The organism is Streptomyces sp. NPDC021224, assembly GCF_044332905.1.
In the GTDB taxonomy this organism is placed as follows: Bacteria; Actinomycetota; Actinomycetes; order Streptomycetales; family Streptomycetaceae; genus Actinacidiphila.
Genome location: NZ_JBIRPW010000008.1, coordinates 219488 through 238252 on the forward strand (window position 1 = coordinate 219488; position 18765 = coordinate 238252).

At 74.5% G+C, this 18765-nt stretch carries 22 protein-coding genes; 9 read left to right on the plus strand and 13 right to left on the minus strand.

What is annotated here, in order from left to right; all coding sequences use genetic code 11:
- Nucleotides 1-10 precede the first annotated feature (10 nt).
- The 5 genes from ACH4PY_RS21880 to groL all read left to right on the plus strand — a co-directional run bounded on the left by ACH4PY_RS21880 (nucleotide 11) and on the right by groL (nucleotide 4633).
- Nucleotides 11-814: a GNAT family N-acetyltransferase gene (locus ACH4PY_RS21880; protein ID WP_398185247.1), complete on the plus strand. Its 804-nt coding sequence runs from the start codon at nucleotides 11-13 to the stop codon at nucleotides 812-814.
- 67 nt (nucleotides 815-881) lie between these two features.
- The gene (locus ACH4PY_RS21885) at nucleotides 882-1538 is read left to right on the plus strand and encodes an MOSC domain-containing protein (RefSeq protein WP_398185250.1); all 657 of its coding nucleotides are present in this window, start codon (nucleotides 882-884) and stop codon (nucleotides 1536-1538) included.
- 29 nt (nucleotides 1539-1567) lie between these two features.
- Nucleotides 1568-2350, plus strand: coding sequence for an SDR family NAD(P)-dependent oxidoreductase (locus ACH4PY_RS21890; protein WP_398185254.1), 783 nt, complete (start codon nucleotides 1568-1570; stop codon nucleotides 2348-2350).
- 213 nt (nucleotides 2351-2563) lie between these two features.
- A complete protein-coding gene (gene groES, locus ACH4PY_RS21895; RefSeq protein ID WP_031516465.1) occupies nucleotides 2564-2872 on the plus strand; it encodes a co-chaperone GroES in 309 nt (102 codons plus the stop codon).
- A 135-nt stretch (nucleotides 2873-3007) separates the two neighbouring features.
- Nucleotides 3008-4633: a chaperonin GroEL gene (groL, locus tag ACH4PY_RS21900; protein WP_398185258.1), complete on the plus strand. Its 1626-nt coding sequence runs from the start codon at nucleotides 3008-3010 to the stop codon at nucleotides 4631-4633.
- Nucleotides 4634-4741: 108 nt separating this feature from the next.
- Here groL and ACH4PY_RS21905 read toward each other — a convergent pair whose 3' ends face one another.
- From ACH4PY_RS21905 to ACH4PY_RS21915, 3 genes are all read right to left on the minus strand, one after another.
- Nucleotides 4742-5359 (minus strand): NYN domain-containing protein, encoded by a 618-nt coding sequence (locus ACH4PY_RS21905; protein ID WP_398185261.1) that lies wholly within the window; start codon nucleotides 5357-5359, stop codon nucleotides 4742-4744.
- Nucleotides 5360-5576: 217 nt separating this feature from the next.
- Entirely contained in the window at nucleotides 5577-6758 is a 1182-nt protein-coding gene (locus ACH4PY_RS21910; RefSeq protein ID WP_398185264.1) for an SAM-dependent methyltransferase, read from the minus strand.
- Nucleotides 6759-6778: 20 nt separating this feature from the next.
- A complete protein-coding gene (locus ACH4PY_RS21915; protein WP_398185266.1) occupies nucleotides 6779-7387 on the minus strand; it encodes a CGNR zinc finger domain-containing protein in 609 nt (202 codons plus the stop codon).
- A gap of 95 nt (nucleotides 7388-7482) precedes the next feature.
- Between ACH4PY_RS21915 and ACH4PY_RS21920 the strand changes: the two genes are divergently transcribed.
- On the plus strand, nucleotides 7483-8286 hold the full coding sequence (locus tag ACH4PY_RS21920; protein WP_398185268.1) for an MBL fold metallo-hydrolase: 804 nt from the start codon (nucleotides 7483-7485) through the stop codon (nucleotides 8284-8286).
- A 27-nt stretch (nucleotides 8287-8313) separates the two neighbouring features.
- On the opposite strand, the gene ACH4PY_RS21925 is transcribed toward ACH4PY_RS21920, so the two are convergent.
- The 6 genes from ACH4PY_RS21925 to tsaB form a co-directional block, all read right to left on the minus strand.
- Nucleotides 8314-8931 (minus strand): hypothetical protein, encoded by a 618-nt coding sequence (locus ACH4PY_RS21925; protein WP_398185271.1) that lies wholly within the window; start codon nucleotides 8929-8931, stop codon nucleotides 8314-8316.
- Nucleotides 8925-9434 (minus strand): hypothetical protein, encoded by a 510-nt coding sequence (locus tag ACH4PY_RS21930; RefSeq protein ID WP_398185274.1) that lies wholly within the window; start codon nucleotides 9432-9434, stop codon nucleotides 8925-8927. Before ACH4PY_RS21930 ends, ACH4PY_RS21925 begins: the two co-directional genes overlap by 7 nt.
- Nucleotides 9435-9501: 67 nt before the next feature.
- On the minus strand, nucleotides 9502-9759 hold the full coding sequence (locus tag ACH4PY_RS21935) for a hypothetical protein (protein WP_398185276.1): 258 nt from the start codon (nucleotides 9757-9759) through the stop codon (nucleotides 9502-9504).
- Between the two features lie 3 nt (nucleotides 9760-9762).
- Nucleotides 9763-10854, minus strand: a complete 1092-nt coding sequence (gene tsaD / locus ACH4PY_RS21940) for a tRNA (adenosine(37)-N6)-threonylcarbamoyltransferase complex transferase subunit TsaD (RefSeq protein ID WP_398185279.1) — start codon at nucleotides 10852-10854, stop codon at nucleotides 9763-9765.
- A gap of 23 nt (nucleotides 10855-10877) precedes the next feature.
- Nucleotides 10878-11342, minus strand: coding sequence for a ribosomal protein S18-alanine N-acetyltransferase (rimI, locus tag ACH4PY_RS21945; protein ID WP_398185861.1), 465 nt, complete (start codon nucleotides 11340-11342; stop codon nucleotides 10878-10880).
- A gap of 29 nt (nucleotides 11343-11371) precedes the next feature.
- Nucleotides 11372-12037, minus strand: a complete 666-nt coding sequence (gene tsaB / locus ACH4PY_RS21950; protein WP_398185282.1) for a tRNA (adenosine(37)-N6)-threonylcarbamoyltransferase complex dimerization subunit type 1 TsaB — start codon at nucleotides 12035-12037, stop codon at nucleotides 11372-11374.
- Nucleotides 12038-12138: 101 nt separating this feature from the next.
- On the opposite strand from tsaB, the gene ACH4PY_RS21955 reads away from it, so the two are divergent.
- Nucleotides 12139-12678 carry a hypothetical protein gene (locus ACH4PY_RS21955; RefSeq protein ID WP_398185285.1) on the plus strand — a complete coding sequence of 180 codons (540 nt, stop codon included), beginning with the start codon at nucleotides 12139-12141 and terminating at the stop codon, nucleotides 12676-12678.
- Nucleotides 12679-13321: 643 nt separating this feature from the next.
- On the opposite strand, the gene tsaE is transcribed toward ACH4PY_RS21955, so the two are convergent.
- The 3 genes from tsaE to alr are packed head-to-tail and all read right to left on the minus strand — an operon-like array spanning nucleotide 13322 to nucleotide 16284.
- Nucleotides 13322-13867 (minus strand): tRNA (adenosine(37)-N6)-threonylcarbamoyltransferase complex ATPase subunit type 1 TsaE, encoded by a 546-nt coding sequence (tsaE, locus tag ACH4PY_RS21960; protein ID WP_398185288.1) that lies wholly within the window; start codon nucleotides 13865-13867, stop codon nucleotides 13322-13324.
- A gap of 43 nt (nucleotides 13868-13910) precedes the next feature.
- On the minus strand, nucleotides 13911-15140 hold the full coding sequence (locus ACH4PY_RS21965; RefSeq protein ID WP_398185291.1) for an alpha/beta fold hydrolase: 1230 nt from the start codon (nucleotides 15138-15140) through the stop codon (nucleotides 13911-13913).
- Nucleotides 15133-16284: an alanine racemase gene (gene alr / locus ACH4PY_RS21970; RefSeq protein WP_398185293.1), complete on the minus strand. Its 1152-nt coding sequence runs from the start codon at nucleotides 16282-16284 to the stop codon at nucleotides 15133-15135. The genes ACH4PY_RS21965 and alr overlap by 8 nt, the downstream gene beginning before the upstream one ends.
- A 71-nt stretch (nucleotides 16285-16355) precedes the next feature.
- Between alr and ACH4PY_RS21975 the strand changes: the two genes are divergently transcribed.
- Nucleotides 16356-16778, plus strand: coding sequence for an SRPBCC family protein (locus ACH4PY_RS21975; RefSeq protein ID WP_398185296.1), 423 nt, complete (start codon nucleotides 16356-16358; stop codon nucleotides 16776-16778).
- Nucleotides 16775-17278 carry a MarR family winged helix-turn-helix transcriptional regulator gene (locus ACH4PY_RS21980; protein ID WP_398185299.1) on the plus strand — a complete coding sequence of 168 codons (504 nt, stop codon included), beginning with the start codon at nucleotides 16775-16777 and terminating at the stop codon, nucleotides 17276-17278. Before ACH4PY_RS21975 ends, ACH4PY_RS21980 begins: the two co-directional genes overlap by 4 nt.
- A gap of 8 nt (nucleotides 17279-17286) precedes the next feature.
- Here ACH4PY_RS21980 and ACH4PY_RS21985 read toward each other — a convergent pair whose 3' ends face one another.
- Complete coding sequence (locus tag ACH4PY_RS21985) at nucleotides 17287-18699, minus strand: NAD(P)H-hydrate dehydratase (RefSeq protein ID WP_398185302.1); 1413 nt, start codon at nucleotides 18697-18699, stop codon at nucleotides 17287-17289.
- Between the last annotated feature and the right edge of the window lie 66 nt (nucleotides 18700-18765).

An 18765-nucleotide genomic window follows, 5' to 3' on the forward strand; every position in this document is an offset into this window, starting at 1 on the left:
AATGCCGTCAATGGACAACAACCACGTACTCGCGCTCTTCGACCGCCAGATGCGCCGCGACGCCCCGCCGGAGAGCCCCACCACCCGGGTCGACCGCCTCGACGGGGTCGTACGGCAGGTCGGTGCCGGGCCCCACGAATGGTGCGGGGTCCTCTGGTCCGACCTGGACGAGGCGACCGCGGACGCCGCGATCGCCGCCCAGCTCGCCTGGCTGGGCACCGCCGAGGCGGCGGACCGGGAGTTCGAGTGGAAGACCTACGCGCACGACAGCCCCGCCGACCTCGGTGAGCGCCTGCGCGCGGCCGGTTTCACGCCCGAGCCGCCCGAGACGCTCATGATCGGCGACATCGCCGAGGTCATCGCGCACACGGAGGGCGCCGCGCTGCCCGCGGGCGTGCGGCTGGAGCCCGTCACCGACACCGCGGGCGTGGACCTGGCCGCGGCCGTCCACGAGCAGGCCTTCGGTACGAGCGCGGAACGGCTGCGGGCCCGCATGCTCGACCAGATCGCGGAGCGCGGCGACACCGTGAGCATCGTGGTCGCGATGGCCGGCGACGAGCCGGTGTGCGCGGCCCGGATGGAGTTCTGCCCCGGCACGGACTTCGCCGGGCTGTGGGGCGGCGGCACCGTCGAACGCTGGCGCGGCAAGGGCATCTACCGCGCACTGGTCGCCCACCGCGCCCGGCTCGCGCAGGCCGCGGGCTACGGCTACCTCCAGGTCGACGCGTCCGACCAGAGCCGCCCGATCCTCCAGCGCCTCGGCTTCGCGGCGCTCAGCGTGACGACCCCGTACCTGATCACCGCGCCCGCGTAGGCACCCACCGCACCCGTACCCACACACCCGCGACCGCGCCCGCGCTCGGGCGGAGGAGGCACACCCCGTGCACGTACTGAGCGTCAACGTCGGGCGGCCGCAGCCGAACCCCTGGAAGGGGCTGGAGGCGACCGGCATCGACAAGCAGCCCGTCACCGGGCCGGTCGCGGTCACCGCGCCGGGCCCCAAGGGCACGGGCGCGGTCGGTCTGGCCGGGGACCGGGTGTACGACGTCAAGCACCACGGCGGCACCCACCAGGCCGTCTACTGCTTCGCACGCGAGGACCTCGACCGCTGGGCGGCGGTGTTCGGCCGCGCCCTGCCCAGCGGTTCCTTCGGGGAGAACCTGACGACCACCGGCTACGACGTCAACGAGGCGCTGATCGGCGAGCGGTGGCGCATCGGCGGTCCCGGCGGGCCGCTGCTTGAGGTGTCCTGCCCGCGCATCCCGTGCGTGACGTTCGCCGGGTGGCTCGGGGAGCAGGGCTGGATGAAGCGCTTCACGCAGGACGCGCGGCCCGGCCCGTACCTGCGGGTCGTCGAGCCGGGCGAGCTGGCCTCGGGCGACGCGCTGGAGGTCGTCCACCGCCCGGCCCACCACGCCGTGACGGTGAGCCTCGCCTTCCGCGCCCTCACCACCGAACCCGGGCTGCTGCCCCGCCTGCTGGACGCCGACGCGCTCCCGCCGGAGGATCTGGCGGCGGTCCGCAAACGCCTGGGCTGAGGGCGGGGGCGGCCCCGTACGCTGCCCGCATGACGACTTCCCTCATCACGGGCGCGACGGCCGGCATCGGCGCGGCCTTCGCCCGCCGGCTCGCCGCCGACGGGCACGGCCTGGTGCTCGTCGCGCGCGACGCGGTACGGCTCGGCGAGCGCGCCGAGGAGCTGCGCGGGCGCTACGGCGTCGACGTCGAGATCCTGCAGGCCGACCTCGCCGGGGACGCCGGCATCGCTGCGGTCGAGGAGCGGCTGCGCAGCCCCGTCCTGCCGCCGGTGGACGTCCTGGTCAACAACGCGGGCTTCGGCCAGAGCGGGCGCTTCCCCGACGCCCCGATCGGCGACGAGCTGCGCATGCTCACACTGCACTGCGAGGCGGTGCTGCGGCTCACCGCGGCCGCCACCGAGGGCATGCGCGAGCGCGGGCGCGGCTTCGTGATCAACGTGTCGTCGGTCGCCGCGTTCATGCCGCGCGGCACGTACGCGGCGAGCAAGGCGTGGGTCGTCCGCTTCACCGAGGGCGCCGCCCTCGACCTGCGCGGCTCCGGCATCCGCTTCCTCGCGCTGTGTCCGGGCTTCGTCCGCACCGAATTCCACCAGCGGGCCGGCATGGACGCGAGCCGGCTGCCGCGGTTCGCCTGGCTCGACGCGGACGCGGTGGTCTCCGCCGCGCTGCGCGACCTGGCCCGCGGCCGCGTCGTGAGCGTCCCGGACGTCCGCTACAAGGCCGCGGTCGCGCTGGCCCGGCACGTCCCGTCGCGGCTGTTCGCCGCCGCCTCCACGACGGCGGGCCGCCGCTACGACCCCAAGCGCGGCTGAACGATCCTCGGTCGTACGTTCCTCCGCCACGCACACGGCTGGCACTCCGCTTGACCGAGTGCTAAGAGCGGCCTACGCTCACTTCTGGCACTCAGCGAGCCTGAGTGCCAGAACTCAGCGACGAGGCAGGTCCGGCACCCGCGACGACGGGCCTACCAGGTCGCCGACCCTGACAGACACTCCCGTGAGCCCTTTGAAGGGGGAGGTCGGATCGTGACGACCGCCAGCACCAAGGTTGCCATCAAGCCGCTTGAGGACCGCATCGTGGTCCAGCCGCTCGACGCCGAGCAGACCACGGCCTCCGGCCTGGTCATCCCGGACACCGCCAAGGAGAAGCCCCAGGAGGGCGTCGTCCTGGCCGTGGGTCCGGGCCGCTTCGAGGACGGCCAGCGGCTGCCCCTCGACGTCGCCGTCGGCGACGTCGTGCTGTACAGCAAGTACGGCGGCACCGAGGTGAAGTACAACGGCGAGGAGTACCTCGTCCTCTCGGCCCGCGACGTTCTCGCGATCGTCGAGAAGTAAGTCCCGGCTGCACAAGCCCTTGATCCCGCCCCGGGTGTCCGTGTCCTTGAGGCCGGGTCCCCGGGGCGGGGTTGTTCCGCCGTCCTTTTCGTCCGTGACGACGTGTTAGACGAGTAGACGAGGTAGTTCGCAGGCATGGCCAAGATTCTGAAGTTCGACGAGGACGCCCGTCGCGCCCTGGAGCGCGGCGTCAACAAGCTCGCCGACACCGTGAAGGTGACCATCGGCCCCAAGGGCCGCAATGTCGTCATCGACAAGAAGTTCGGCGCGCCGACCATCACCAACGACGGTGTGACGATCGCCCGCGAGGTCGAGCTGGAGGACCCGTACGAGAACCTGGGCGCCCAGCTCGTCAAGGAGGTGGCGACCAAGACCAACGACATCGCGGGTGACGGCACCACCACCGCGACCGTGCTGGCCCAGGCGCTGGTCCGCGAGGGCCTGCGCAACGTCGCCGCCGGTGCCTCCCCGGCCGCCCTCAAGAAGGGCATCGACGCCGCGGTCAAGGCCGTCTCCGACGAGCTGCTGGCCACCGCGCGTGCGATCGAGGGCAAGGACGACATCGCCGCCGTCGCCGCGCTGTCCGCGCAGGACAAGCAGGTCGGCGAGCTGATCGCCGAGGCGATGGACAAGGTCGGCAAGGACGGTGTCATCACCGTCGAGGAGTCCAACACCTTCGGGCTGGACCTGGAGTTCACCGAGGGCATGGCCTTCGACAAGGGCTACCTCTCGCCGTACTTCGTCACCGACCAGGAGCGGATGGAGGCCGTCCTCGACGACCCGTACATCCTCATCCACCAGGGCAAGATCTCCTCGATCCAGGACCTGCTGCCGCTGCTGGAGAAGGTCATCCAGGCCGGTGGCTCCAAGCCGCTGCTGATCATCGCCGAGGACGTCGAGGGCGAGGCCCTGTCCACCCTGGTCGTCAACAAGATCCGCGGCACGTTCAACGCCGTCGCGGTCAAGGCGCCCGGCTTCGGTGACCGCCGCAAGGCCATGCTCGGCGACATCGCCACCCTCACCGGTGCGACCGTCATCGCCGAGGAGGTCGGCCTCAAGCTCGACCAGGCCGGCCTGGACCTGCTCGGCTCCGCCCGCCGCGCCACCATCACCAAGGACGAGACCACCATCGTCGACGGTGCCGGCGACAAGTCCGAGATCGAGGGCCGCGTCTCCCAGATCAAGGCGGAGATCGCCACCACCGACTCCGACTGGGACCGCGAGAAGCTCCAGGAGCGCCTCGCGAAGCTCGCGGGCGGCGTGTGCGTCATCCGCGTCGGCGCGGCCACCGAGGTCGAGCTGAAGGAGAAGAAGCACCGCCTGGAGGACGCGATCTCCGCGACCCGCGCGGCCGTCGAGGAGGGCATCGTCTCCGGCGGTGGCTCCGCGCTCGTCCACGCCGTCAAGGTCCTCGAAGAGAACCTGGGCAAGGACGGCGACGAGGCCACCGGCGTCTCCGTCGTCCGCCGCGCCGCCGTCGAGCCGCTGCGCTGGATCGCCGAGAACGCCGGCCTGGAGGGCTACGTCATCACCTCCAAGGTCGCCGAGCTCGACAAGGGCCACGGCTTCAACGCCGCCACCGGCGAGTACGGCGACCTGGTCAAGGCCGGCGTCATCGACCCGGTCAAGGTCACCCGCTCCGCCCTGGAGAACGCCGCGTCGATCGCCTCCCTCCTGCTCACGACCGAGACCCTGGTCGTCGAGAAGAAGGAAGAGGAGCCCGAGGCGGCCGCCGGCCACAGCCACGGCCACTCCCACTGACCCCTCACCGGGCCACGACGCCCGCCACCCCCTCCCGGGGGGTGGCGGGCGTTCGCCGTTTCCGGGGTGGGCACCGGCTGGGGCGGAGGAGCCGCAGGGCACCGGCGGCTACTGCCAGTACGTGGGGCGTACGTACTTGGTCCCTGTCACGGGACTGATGACGACGGGAGGCAGTTGGGACTGCCGCAGCTTCGTCTCGCCGATGGTGAAGGCGGAGGGAAGCAGCGCCGCCAGCTCTCCCGAACGCCGGTGCGGCGGAAACGCGGGGACGACGGTCATGCCCGGGTTCACCCGGCGAGCGGCTCGGACCGCCGGGCAGAGGTCGCTGTCCGCGCTGACGACCAGCACGGTGTCGATGCTCGACGACGCCGCGATCTCCGTCAGCGCGACGGCTATGTTGACGTCGGTCTCCTTCTCCTCGTAAGTGGTCCAGGCCGCCCCGCAACCGCGGCACTGCCTGCGCTTGCGCTGGTAGCGACCGTGAACCACCGTCAGGACAGCCGGGTTCTGCGTCGTCAGAGCGTCCAGATACGTCTGCTGCCGCTGAGCGGCGCCGGCGTCGTCGAGGACGGCGGCGGTGAAGTAGCGGACATCGACGATCTCGTCCCGGGGCCGCAGCTTTCCGGCCAGGGCCACGTGGTCCAGCCACAGATAGCGCCGTCCGCGCTGCTTCTTCATGCCGTGGTACAGGTTGAAACCGTCGACGAGGACGGCCGTCCTCCCCATGCGCGCTCCCTCGCGTGACGTGACATGTCTCGCCGAGGAGGAACGTGATAGTGTGGCAGCCATACCCCCCCGAGGGCGCGAGCATCTCGGGTTGACGGCCCCGCAAGGGGCCGTTTTTGTTGTGCCCGCCCACGGTAGCAGAAGGCGGACACATAGCGGATTTGTTCGATTCCAGGGAGTGACATCCCGAGCCGGAGCCCCGCTCGGCGGTAGCCCGTCACCCGGCGGCCGGGTGCCCCAGGAGCATCGTGGGGGCCCCCGCCACGCGGGTCAGGAAGACCGTCGCGGAGTTCGGGCCCTGGGGGCGGACGCGGCGGCGGAGGTCTTCGGGGTCGACGGCAGAGCCGCGCTTCTTCACCGTCAGGATGCCGACCTCGCGTTCGCGCAGGAGGGCCTTGAGGCGCTTGAGGTGGAAGGGGAGGACGTCGGTGATCTCGTACGCGGTGGCGTACGGGGTCGGGCGCAGGTCGTCCGCGGTGACGTAGGCGATGGTCGGGTCGATGAGGGCGGCGTCCAGCTCCTGCGCGGCCTCGGCGACGAGGTGGGCGCGGATGACGGCGCCGTCGGGCTCGTAGAGGTAGCGGGCGACCGGACGGACCGGGGGGTCGGGCAGACCGCGGCCGATGAGGGTGGCACCGGAGGGGAGCAGGGTCGCGCGGCGCCCACCGGCACCGCCCGCACCGAACCACAGCACCGCTTCCTTGACGTCGCCGCCGTCCGAGATCCACTCGGCCTCCGCACCCTCCGGTACGGCCTCGTGCGGGATGCCCGGCGCGACCTTCACCGCGCCCGGGGAGCCTTTCGCGGCCGCCGCCAGGGCCCAGGACAGGGGCGGGGAGTACGCCTCGGGGTCGAAGACGCGGCCGCGGGCGGTGCGGCGGGCGGGGTCGACGAAGACCCCGTCGCGGGCCCCGGCGCCGACGTCCGCGACATCCGCGACGTCCCCGCACACGACCTCCAGCCGCTCGCCCAGGCCCAGCGCGTCGGCGTTCGCCCGGACGACCGCGCAGGTCAGCGGGTCGCGGTCGACCGCGGTGACGGCGAGGCCCGCCCGCAGCAGGGCGATGGCGTCACCGCCCACCCCGCAGCACAGGTCGGCGACGCTCCCGGCCCCGGACGCGGCGAAGCGCCGGGCGCGGTGGTCGGCGACCGTCGCCCGGGTGGACTGCTCCAGGCCGTGCGGCGTGAAGTACATGCGCTCGGCGTCGGCCCCGAACTTCGCGGCGCCGCGCTGCCGCAGCCGCGTCTGCGTGAGGGCGGCGGCGACGAGCGGGGCCTCGTACGTCCGCCGCAGCCGGGTGGCGACGGCGAGGTCGTCGGCGGGGTCGTGCCCGCGCAGCCCCGCGAGCAGTTCCTGCCCACTGGGCGCCAGCAGTATTTCCAGGTCCTCGGGCGTCACCCGCCCATTCTCCCCCGCCGTCAGCCGGAGGCGGCCCCGCGCTGGGCGTAGGCGCGGGCGGCGCGGGCGCGGTCGCCGCAGCGCGTGGAGCACCAGTGGCGGCGGCCGTGGGTGCGCAGCAGGAAGCGGTCGCAAGGGGCGGAGCCGCAGGCGGCGAGGATGCCTGCGTCGGGGCCGGTGAGCAGGTCGGCGGCGTCGGCGGCGAGGGCGGCCAGCACGTGGTTGACGGCCTCGTCGACGGGGTGCTCCTGGACGCGGTGCGGGCCCTCGGCCTCGCTCCAGGCGAGCAGGGGCGCGGTGGGGACGGCGGTGAGGGCCGTGTTCAGCGCGCGCAGGGACGCCTCGGGCGGTGCGGAGCCGTCGATGCGGGCGGCGAACAGGGCGCGTACGTGCGTGCGCAGCGTGCGCATCCGCTGCGTGCAGATCTCGTAGACGCGCACGTCCGGGCCGATCAGGTCGTGCGCGGTGAGCCAGCGGGTGGCGGACTCGGGGGTCGCGAGCAGGTCGTGGCTCTGCCCGGCGGGCAGGGTCGCGGTGGTGTCGGCGAAGTCGAGGGAGCGGTACCGATCGGCGCCGGGGGCGGGGGGCAGCGCGGGCTGCGCGGTGCCGGTGGCCGGGGTGACGTCCATGGGCCTCATGGTAGCGCTTGCGTTTTTCCGTGATGCCAACCTAGGCTGCTCTCACGGAAAACGCGATGTTTTCACGTGAGAAACGAGGGAGACCCATGTCCCAGCCCACCGCCGACCAGTTCCCGGTCCGCACGTTCGGCGGCCCGACCGCCGCGTTCGAGTACGGCGGCCTGCGCTTCCTGACCGACCCGACGTTCGACGGCCCCGGCGAGTACGGACGGCCCGGCCGCCCGCTCCTGACGAAGACCGCCCCCGCCGCCGGAACCCCCGCCGACCTCGGCCCCCTCGACGTCGTCCTGCTCTCCCACGACGAGCACGCCGACAACCTCGACGACTCCGGCCGCGCCCTGCTCGCCGACGTCCCCCTCACCCTGACCACCCCCGGCGGCGGCGAACGCCTCGGCGGAAGCCTCGGGGAGCGGGTCAGGGGCCTGGCCGACTGGGAGACGGTCGAGCTGAAGCGCCCGAGCGGCGGCACCGTCACCGTCACCGCCGTGCCCGCCGTCCACGGTCCGGGCCCGCGCGAGCAGGTCGAGCCGTCCACCGGCCAGGTCGTCGGCTTCGTCCTCACCGGGGAGGGCCTGCCGACGGTCTACGTCAGCGGCGACAACGCCTCTCTCGACGCCGTCCGGGAGATCGCCGCGCGCTTCGCCCCCGTGGACACCGCCGTCCTCTTCGCGGGCGCCCCCCGCTTCCCCGCCCTCTTCGACGGCGCCCCGCTCGTCCTCGACAGCGCCCAGGCCGCCGAGGCCACCCGCATCCTCGCCGCCCGCCGCGTCGTCCCGGTCCACCACGACAGCTGGGCCCACTTCACCGAGGGCCGCGAGGACCTCCTCGCCGCCTTCACGGCCGCGGACCTGACCGACCGACTGGACGCGGACTGGTCGCGACGCGGCTGACCCGGCGGCAGCGGTCGGGCCGCCCGGTCACCCCGAGGCCGGCGGTGCGCCGACGTCCAGACCCGCGTCCAGGGCCGCCGCCAGGCCGTCCGCGAGGGACGGAACGTGGTGGACGGCCCACCGGACGGCCAGGGAGAGGAAGCCGCGGAGATCCCGCTGGACGGCGTGGAGGAGTGGGGGGAGGGCACTCGGGGGGAAGTGCAGGGGCCGGGCGGTCTTCGCGGGGGTGTCGGGCCACACGCGGACGAGGCCGGGGGCGTGTTCGACGTGGGGGGACGGGTCGTGGCCGAGCCAGGGGGAGGCGCCGTCCGGGACGGCGAGCCATTCGCGCCAGTCCTCCAGGCCGCAGCAGCAGCCGGGGAGGACGCTGACGCCGGTCGCGGTGTCGTGGAGGCGCAGGCCGCCCGGGGCGAGGATCTTCTCCGTCTCCAGCAGGCCGCGGATCAGGCCCTCGGCGTCCGTGGGGTAGTCGCCGTCGCCCGCCCGCGCGTTGTAGTCGGCGAGCATCGCCAGCGCGCTGCCCACCTCGGGCCCCGTCATCCGCCCCGACAGCGGCGCGAACGTGTACGGCGGGAAGCCGGCCACCGGCCAGAAGGGGAAGTCCCGGACCTCCGGGGTCTCCAGGACAGGTGAGACGGTCAGCATCCCCTCAGCTCCTCCGGGGGCCGTCCGGCCAGGTAGCGGCGGGCCGCCTCGACCGCCTCCGTGCGGAAGTGGTCGTGGGAGACGTTCCAGCTGTCGCTCCAGTCGTCGAGGTTGTTCGCGCAGATCACCAGCTCCTGCAGCTCCTCGGGGTAGCCGAGTTCCATGGCGACGCTCCAGATGTCGTACGCACCGGCGGCCGGGTCGAGGGAGCCCTCTGCGATGCGGGCGGCGGTCCAGGTGGCCAGCGCCCACTGCGCGGCGACGGGGTCGGCGGGCGGGTGGAAGCGGAGGCCCAGCTCGTCCAGGACGTCGTCGAAGAGCGCGTGGGCTTCGGGCTCCTCCCGCTTCAGGAGGCCGGCCAGGAGAGCGAGGGACGGGGCGTCGACGTCGGCGAGAAGGGCGTCCAGACCTGCCTGGATGAGCCGGTCGGAGCCGGTGTACCGGCCGAACGCCTGCTCGCGGCCTATGTCGTCGAGCTGCTTGAGCGCTTCGTCGCGGGTCATCCGAGGTCCCCCGGTCGGCGGATGGGAGCAGCAGGCTCGCACACCGCCCGGCGCCGCCACCACCGGGTTAGGGCTGCTCCACCGCCACTGAGGTGAAGCGCCAGCGGTGGACGTCGCGGCGGATCAGCTCCTCCGGTGGGGAGGGGAGTTCCACCGCGTCCTCGGCGGAGGGCCACCAGGTCAGGACGAGGACGCGGTCGCCGGGGGCGGTGAAGAACTCGCGGCGCAGGTGGGGGCCGGGCGGGGCGGCGGCGCGGGCCCAGGCGAGGAGGGCGGGGCCGGAGCCGGGGGCGGCGGCAGCCTCCCACATCAGGGTCAGGGGCATCGCTCAGCCGTAGAGGTTCTCGGCGGAGACCTCGTGGACGTGCTCGTGGGTGTGGCCGGGGACGGAGACCTCCGTGACGGGGAGGGAGGAGTCGGCCGGGAGGTCGAGGGTGGAGGCGGCGCGCCCGCGGGCGACCATCTCGGCGCCGAGGGCGGCGACCATCGCACCGTTGTCCGTGCACAGGCCGGGGCGCGGGACGCGCAGCCGGATCCCGGCGGCCTCGCAGCGTTCCATGGCCAGGGAGCGCAGCCGCGAGTTGGCGGCGACGCCGCCGCCGATCATCAGGTGGTCGACGCCGTTGTCGCGGCAGGCGCGGATCGCCTTGCGGGTCAGGACGTCCACGACGGCCTCCTGGAAGGACGCGGCGACGTCCGCGACCGGCACGTCCTGGCCGTCGCGGCGGCGGGCCTCGACCCAGCGGGCCACGGCCGTCTTGAGGCCGGAGAAGGAGAAGTCGTAGAGCGGGTCGCGGCCGCCGGTGAGGCCGCGGGGGAAGGCGATGGCGGCGGGGTCGCCGTCACGGGCGTGCCGGTCGATCGCCGGGCCGCCGGGGAAGCCGAGGCCGAGGACGCGGGCGACCTTGTCGAAGGCCTCACCGGCCGCGTCGTCGATGGTGGAGCCGAGCGGCCGCACGTCGGAGGTGATGTCGGGGGCGAGCAGCAGCGAGGAGTGGCCGCCGGAGACCAGCAGGGCCATCGTCGGCTCGGGCAGCGCGCCGTGTTCGAGCTGGTCGACGCAGATGTGCGACGCGAGGTGGTTGACGCCGTAGAGCGGTTTGCCGAGCGCGTACGCGTACGCCTTCGCCGCCGACACCCCGACGAGCAGCGCGCCCGCGAGGCCGGGTCCGGCGGTCACGGCGATGCCGTCGAGGTCGCGGGCGCTGATCCCGGCCTGCTTCAGGGCCCGCTGGATCGTCGGGACCATCGCCTCCAGGTGGGCGCGGCTGGCGACCTCGGGGACGACGCCGCCGTAGCGGGCGTGCTCGTCGACGCTGGAGGCGACGGCGTCCGCGAGCAGCGTGTGCCCGCGCACGATTCCGACACCGGTCTCGTCGCACGAGGTCTCGATGCCGAGTACGAGGGGTTCGTCAGCCATGGGTTCGTTCCTCAGCCGTTGGTTCAGCCGTTGTCGTGGGTGGGTGCCGGGTCGGCGCGGCGCATGACGAGCGCGTCGACGTTGCCCGGCTGGTAGTAGCCCTTGCGGACACCGATCGGTTCAAAGCCGAACCGCTCGTAGAGCCGCTGCGCGCGCGGGTTGTCGACCCGCACCTCCAGCAGCACCTCGCGGCACTCCGCGTCCGTCGCCGCCTGGAGCAGCGCCCCGAGCAGCCGCGCGCCGAGCCCGGTGCCCCAGTGGTCGCGGGCCACCGCGATGGTCTGCACGTCGCCGGTGCCGGCGACCGCGGCGAGCCCCGCGTATCCGACGAGCCGGCCCTCGGGCGACTCCGCGACGAGGTACGTGCGGGTCGCCGCCGGGTGCCGGGCGTCGGCCAGCTCCGACCAGAACATGCCGCGCGACCAGGCGTCGTCGGGGAAGAGGTCGTGTTCGAGGCCGATGACGCGGTCCAGGTCCCACCACCGCATGTCCCGCAGGACCACTTCGAGGGCCGTGCTCACGTCGGCAGGACCGCCTTGTAGCCGGCCGGCACCTGCGCGTCCGGGCGGCGCAGGTAGAGCGGCAGCGGCGGCAGGAAGGGCGCGCCGGTCGCGAGCCGGTGGGCGGCGAGCGCGGCGAGCGCCCCGGCCGACTGGTGCGCGGGCTCGGGGCGGCGGTCCGGGAAGGCGTCGGGGTAGAGCGCGGCGCCCGCGCCGACCGCGGGCAGCGCGCGGACGTCCGCCGGGAGGTCGGCGGCCCGGTCCACGGCGGGCTCGGTCACCCGCGCGGTGGGGCCGTCGTAGCGCGCCCAGTACACCTCTTTGCGACGGGCGTCCGTCGCGACGGTGAAGGGCCCGGCGAGCCCCGCCTCCCCCGCGGCCCACGCCAGCCCGTCGAGCGTGCACACACCGTGCACGGGGACGCCGAGGGCGTCGCCGAACGCGGAGGCGGTGACCAGGCCGACGCGCAGACCCGTGTACGGGCCCGGTCCGACGCCGACGACCACGCCGGTGACGTCGTCCAGCCCGCGCTCCGCGGCGGACAGCACCCGGTCGACGGCGGGCACCAGCAACTCGCCGTGCCGGCGCGCGTCCACCACCGTGGACTCGGCGAGCACCCGCTCCCCGTCGTGCAGGGCGGCGGTCACGGCGGGCGTGGCGGTGTCGAAGGCAAGCAGCAGCACGCCCCCAGGGTACGGGCAGCGCCCGCGGACACGTTCCGCCGGTCGCAGCGGCTGCTACCGTCAACGGGGAGCGAGAGCGCAACCCGAGTGGAGGACACCCCGTGGCAGTCAAGGCCGGCACCATGGTCACCGGGCTGACCGCGGGCGCCATCGCGATCATCGCGGTCCTCGCGGCCCAGGCGTCGGGCTCCGCCCCCAAGACACCGGCCGCGCACTCGGCCCCGCCGCCGAAGAAGTCCGCGACGGTCAAGCCGACACCGAAGTCGTACCCGCTGCCGCCGCACTCGGGCATAGGCAAACGCGTCGTCTACAGCGTCGGCCAGCAGCGGGTGTGGCTCGTCGACGACGGCAACAAGGTGCAGCGCACGTACGCGGTCGTCGCGGGTGACGTGACCCCCACGAAGGGGCTGCACCACGTGTTCTTCCGCCGCGACCTCGGTACGGGCGGCGACGGGAAGCAGGTCGAGCACACGGTGCTCTTCGCGACCCGCGGGGTGGCGAACATCGGCTTCAGCGCCGCGGTGGACGGCTCCCTGCCGAAGGCGGGCGCGCACAGCTCGGCGATCCGCGCGTCGCGGGCGGACACGGATGCGATGTGGCAGTTCGCGACGATGGGTCTTGCGATCAACGTCATGGCCTGACGCTCCGGGCTGCCCCTTGCGGTGGCCGCCGCGACCGTCCCCCGGTGGTGGGTTGCGCGCGCAGTTCCCCGCGCCCCTGGTGTGTTGCCCTGCGCGGCGTGAGCGAGCTCCTGCCGCGCAGGGTGAGCTTTTTTAGGGGCGCGTGGGGGCACCTCCCGGGCGGAGCCTGGGGGAGAACTGCGCGACCAGCCCACCAGCGGCAGAAGATCCCGGTACGGCCGTAGGTGGCAGCCCCCGGGGCTCACCCGGAAGAGTTACGCCGCGTCCTGGGAGGGGACCTTCGCGGGGGGAGCCGGCGGGGTCGCCGGCGGGGGTGGGGGCGGTGTGGAGACGAGGCGCGCGGCCTCCGCCGAGGCCAGCACGTCCTTGAACGCAGGCGCCGCAGGCACAGGCATCGTGACCTCCCCGAACCGTGGAAGTTAGGCAGCCCTAACAAGGGGTACCGGAACCAGGACATCACGACCCGGCCCCGTATGCAACAACTTCCCGACAGCCTGTCGGTGCACACCCCCGGGCGCCCCCGGCGTACGCGCGCGCGCCCGGCGCGTCCGCCCCTCCCGGCGCACGCCGTCACATGCCCCCGTACGCCCCCGCGCCCGGCCGCGCGCGGCCACGTACCGTCACGCCCCGCACCGGACGGCGGCTACTCCGCGAGCGGCGCGAGCTCCACCGTGGACCAGCGGGGGCCGATGCCGCTCACGGTCACGATGCGCGCGTCGTCGTCCGCCTCGGGCGTGGAGCCGACGGTGCGTTCGATGACGACCTGGAGCCGCGCCTCGGACAGCTCCTCGACCTTGCCCTCGCCCCATTCGACGACGACCACCGACTCCGGCAGCGAGACGTCGAGGTCGAGGTCCTCCATCTCGTCGAGCCCGCCGCCGAGGCGGTACGCGTCGACGTGGACCAGCGCAGGGCCGCCGGTCAGCGAGGGGTGGACGCGGGCGATGACGAAGGTCGGGGACGTGACGGCGCCGCGGACGCCGAGGCCTTCGCCGAGCCCGCGGGTCAGCGTGGTCTTGCCCGCGCCCAGTTCCCCGTTGAGCAGGACCAGGTCGCCGGGCCCGAGCAGGGCGGCGAGCCGCCGGCCCAGGTCGCGCATGCGCTCAGGGGTGCGTACGGTGACGCGGATCGCCGGGGGGAGGCGGTCCTGCGTGCCCGTCGGGTGGCGGTCGTCGTGCGGTGTGCCCATGTACGGGAAGCCTACGCGCCGTACGGCCCCGATCCGCCGCACGTCACCCGCCGTACACGGGCTGTGCATCGCCCGCGGCGGCCAGCTCGCGCAACCCGTCGCCGACCGGCGCGCGGACGGAGTCGGCGGCGTGCGCTATGAGCCGGGCGAGCGCCGGGTTGACGACGTCGGGGCGTTCGAAGGTCACCAGGTGGCCGGCGCCGGGCACGATCACGGCCTCGGCGGCGGGCAGCCGCTCGGCGATCTCGGTGCTGTGGGCGCTCGGCGTGAGCAGGTCCTTGTCACCGGCGAGGACGAGCGCGGGCAGCCCGTCGAACACGGCGAGCGCCTCGCCCTTCTCGTGCTCGGTGAAGGCGGGGTAGAACTCGGCGACGACGTCGATCGGCGTGGATTCGATGAGCCGCTCGGCGAAGCGCTCGACGCCGGGTTCGACGTCCGAGCCGAACGAGTAGCGCTTGATGATGCCCGCGAACAGTTCGGCGGTCGCCTTCCGGGCGCGTTCGACCAGGTCGGCCTGGCTGCCCATGATCTTCAGCAGGCCCGGCGCGACCGCCCGGAAGGCCCGCGCGCCGACCGCGGGCAGACCGAAGGTGACGGCGGCGAGCTTGCCGGACGAGGTCGAGACGAAGCCGACGCCCGCGACGCGCTCGCGCACGTACTCCGGGTACTGGTCGGCGAAGGCCATGACCGTCATGCCGCCCATGGAGTGCCCGACGAGCACCACCGGGCCCTCGGGCGCGGCCGCGTCGAGCACCGCCCTGAGGTCGCGGCCGAGCTGGTCGATGGTGACCGGGCCGCCCGCGGCCTGGTCGCGGCCGCGTTCGCTGCGGCCGTGGCTGCGCTGGTCCCAGTAGACGGCCCGGACGGTGCCGCGCAGCACGGCACGCTGGAAGTGCCAGGAGTCCTGGTTGAGGCAGTAGCCGTGGCAGAAGACCACGGTGAGCGGCGCGGGTTCGGGTTCGGGCGCGCTCTCGCGGCGGCGGCGCCAGCCGCGCCGCGCGGGCTCGGCCACGGCCGGGACCTCGACCAGCTCGTCCGTCTCGTAGTACAGCTCGGTGCCGTCCTCGGCGGCGGCGGTGCCCGGCTGCCCGCGCAGGCTGCCGTAGGGACCCGCGGCGTCCAGCGCCAGCTGCGCCTTGCGGCGGACGCCGCGCCCGACGGTGACCCGCTCGATGGCCACCCCGGCGGCCGCGCCCGCGGCGACCACGCCGATGGCCGCGCCGACCAGCCCGGCCCGCTCCCACTTCACGCCGTCTCCCACCGGCTCAGGCACACCCGTCGTACACCCGCGGCACGCGCGGGCCGATGCGTGTGACGATCTCGTACGCGATCGTGCCGCACGCGCGCGCCCAGTCCTCCGCGGTGGGCTCGCCCCGGTCGCCGGGGCCGAACAGCAGCACCTCGTCGCCCGCGGCCGCGGCGTCGCCGCCGAGGTCCACCACGAACTGGTCCATCGCCACCCGCCCGGCCACCGTCCGCCACTTCCCGGCGACCAGGACCGGCCCGGCGCCGGACGCGTGCCGCGGCACACCGTCTGCGTACCCCACGGGGATCAGCGCAAGCGTCGTCGGGCCGGGTGTGACGTAGTGGTGGCCGTAGCTCACACCGTGGCCACCGGGTACGGACTTCACGTTCGCCAGCCGCGCCGCCAGTGTCATGACCGGCCGCAGCCCGAAGTCGGCGGGGTCGCCGACCTGCGGCACCGGGGAGATGCCGTACATCGCGACGCCCGGCCGGACGAGGTCGAAGTGCGACTCGGGCAGCGTCAGGGTGCCCGGCGAGTTCGCGATGTGCCGCACCTCGGGCTCCAGCCCGGCGTCCGCGGCCTGCTCGACGGCCCGCCGGAAGACCGCGAGTTCGCGGGCGATCGAGGGGTGGCCCGGCTCGTCCGCGCAGCTGAAGTGCGCCCACACGCCCGTGACCTGGACGAACCCGGCCTTCTCCGCCGCCCGCGCCGCAAGCGTCAGCGCGGGCCACTCGGCGGGCTGCGCCCCGTTGCGGCCGAGCCCGGCGTCGATCTTGAGCTGGATCCGCGCGGGGCGGCCCGCGGCCTGCGCCGCCGCCACCGTCTCGGCGAGCGCCCATTGCGCGCTGACGGTCACGTCGATGTCGTTCTCGACGCACGCGCGCCACGGCCCGCCCGGCGTCCACAGCCAGCACAGCACGCGGGCCTGCTCCGGCCCGATGCCCGCGGCGCGCAGCGCGAGCGCCTCCTCGGGGGTAGCCACGCCCAGCCAGCCGGCGCCCGCCTGCACCGCGGCACGCGCGCACGGCACCATGCCGTGACCGTACGCGTCGGCCTTCACGACGGCCATGAAGGCCGCACCGGGGGCCTTCGCCCGCAGCGCGGCGACGTTCGCCCGCAGGGCGGCGAGGTCGATACGGGCCAGAGCGCGCTGGTTCGTCATGTCGTTCATCCAGGTCAGTGTGTCAGGCGCTGAGCACCGGTGCCCTTGACGGCATATTAGTATGCGCGCATACTAATTGCATGATCACGCTGGCTACCGCACAGATCACGTCCTCCGCGGCCCCCGACGCCTTCTTCGCCCGCTGGGCCGACATGGAGACCTGGCCCGAGTGGAACACCGACACCGAATGGGTGCGGATCAAGGGCCCGTTCGTCAAGGGCGCCAAGGGCGAACTCAAGCCCAAGGGCGCGCCGAAGGTGCCGTTCGTCGTAGCGGCGCTGGTGCCCGGTAAGGAGTTCACGGACGTCTCGAAACTGCTCGGCGCCCGGCTCACCTTCCGCCACCTGGTCACCGTCACCACTGAGGGGACCACCCGGGTGGACGTCACCGTGACGATGCGCGGGCCGCTCGCGCGGATCTGGAACCTCGCGCTGGGCAAGGGCATCGCGCAGTCGCTCCAGCCCGACCTCGACCGGCTGCGCGCCGTCGCGGAGGCGGCATGACGCCGTCCGCCCAGAACGCGGGCCCGGCCGGTACGGGCGGGCCGCACGCCGGGCTCGCGACCGGGCACGCGTCCGCCGACGAGAGCACCGGGCTGCTGCTGTGGCAGGTCACCAACCGGTGGCAGGCCGCACAGCGTGCCGCGCTCAAGCCGTACGGGCTCACGCACGTGCAGTTCGTGCTGCTCGCGTCCCTGACCTACCTCCAGGCGGCGGAGGCACCCGCGCCCGTCACGCAGCGGCGGCTCGCCGACCACGCGGCGACCGACCCCATGATGACCTCGCAGGTCCTGCGCGCGCTGGAAGCCCGCGGCCTCCTGACCCGGGCCCCGCACCCGCACGACGCCCGCGCCCGCACCCTGACCGCCACACCGCAGGGCCGGGACCTCGCGAACGCCGCGGTCGCCGCCGCGGAGCGTTGCGACGCGGCCTTCTTCGCGCCGCTGGCGGCGGCGACACCCGCCTTCACCCGGTCCCTGCGCGCCCTGCGCCCCGCCGACTGAGCCGCGGGTCAGGACGTCGCCGACCGCCACGCCGCGGGGATCGCCTCCGCCACGTCCATCGCGGCCAGCGGCCCGCCCGCCAGACGGGCCGCGAGCCCGTGGAGGTAGGCGGCGGCGGAGGCCGCGTCCAGCGCGGGCAGGCCCGCCGCCAGCAGGGACCCGGCCAGGCCCGACAGGACGTCACCGCTCCCGGCGGTGGCCAGCCACGGCGTCCCCGTGGCGTTGACCCGCACGGGCCCGCCGCCGGGCGCCGCCACCAGCGTGGTCGAGCCCTTCAGGAGCACCGTCGCCCCGAAGTGCCCGGCCAGCTCCCGGACCGCCGCCAGCCGCGCCCCCTCGACCTCCTCCCGGGTGCGGCCGAGCAGCGCGGCGGCCTCCCCCGCGTGCGGGGTGAGCAGCGTCGGGGCGGTACGCGCCCGTACCGTCTCCCGCGCCATCAGCCGCAGCCCGTCAGCGTCCACGAGCACGGGGACGTCCGCGGCCAGCACCTCCGCGACGGCCGCCCGCGCCCCCGCGTCGTCACCGAGCCCCGGCCCGACCACCCACGCCTGCACCCGCCCCGCGGCATGCGGCGAACCGCTCGACACCAGCACCTCCGGATGCCGCGCCAGCACCGCGGGGCCGCCCCCGCCGACGTACCGTACGGCCCCGGCCCCGGCCCGCAGCGCCCCGGAGACGGCCAGCACGGCCGCCCCCGGATAGCGGTCCGACCCGGCCACCACACCGACCACGCCCCGGCGGTACTTGTCGCTCTCCCCCGCGGGCCGCGGCAGCAGCCGCGCGAGGTCGGCGTGCTGGAGCGCCTCCAGTTCGGGCGCGCCCGGCTCCAGGCCGATGTCGATCAGCCGCAGCGCCCCGGCCCGCCCGGCCCCCGGATCGACCAGCAGCCCCGGCTTGTACGTCCCGAAGGTCACCGTCACGTCGGCGCGTACGGCCGCTCCCGCGACCTCGCCGGTGTCCGCGTCCACCCCGCTCGGCAGGTCCACGGCCACGACCGCCCCCCGCACGGCGTCCAGCAGCTCCGCGGCGTTGTCCCGCAGCGCGCCCTTCCCGCCGATCCCCACGATCCCGTCGAACACCAGGTCCGCCCGCCGCACCGCGTCGGGCCCCTCCGCGACCCGGCCGCCCGCCGCCCGCAACGCCGCCAGCCCCTCGGCGTGCGCCCGCTCCGGTGCCAGCAGCACCGCCGTCACCCCGGCCCCCCGCCGGGCCAGCCGCGCCGCGGCGAAGAGCGCGTCACCCCCGTTGCTGCCGCTGCCCGCGAGCACCACGACCCGCCGCCCGTACACCCGCCCCAGCACGTCCGCCCCCACCGCCGCGAGCCCGGCGGCGGCCCGCTGCATGAGCGCCCCCTCCGGCAGCCGCGCCATGAGCACCGCCTCGGCGTCCCGTACGGCCTGCACCGTGTGCGCGTACCTCATCCGGTCACCCTCCCGTCCGCCTTTCCTCCGACCATACGGACCCGCCACCCGCCGGGCACCTCTAAG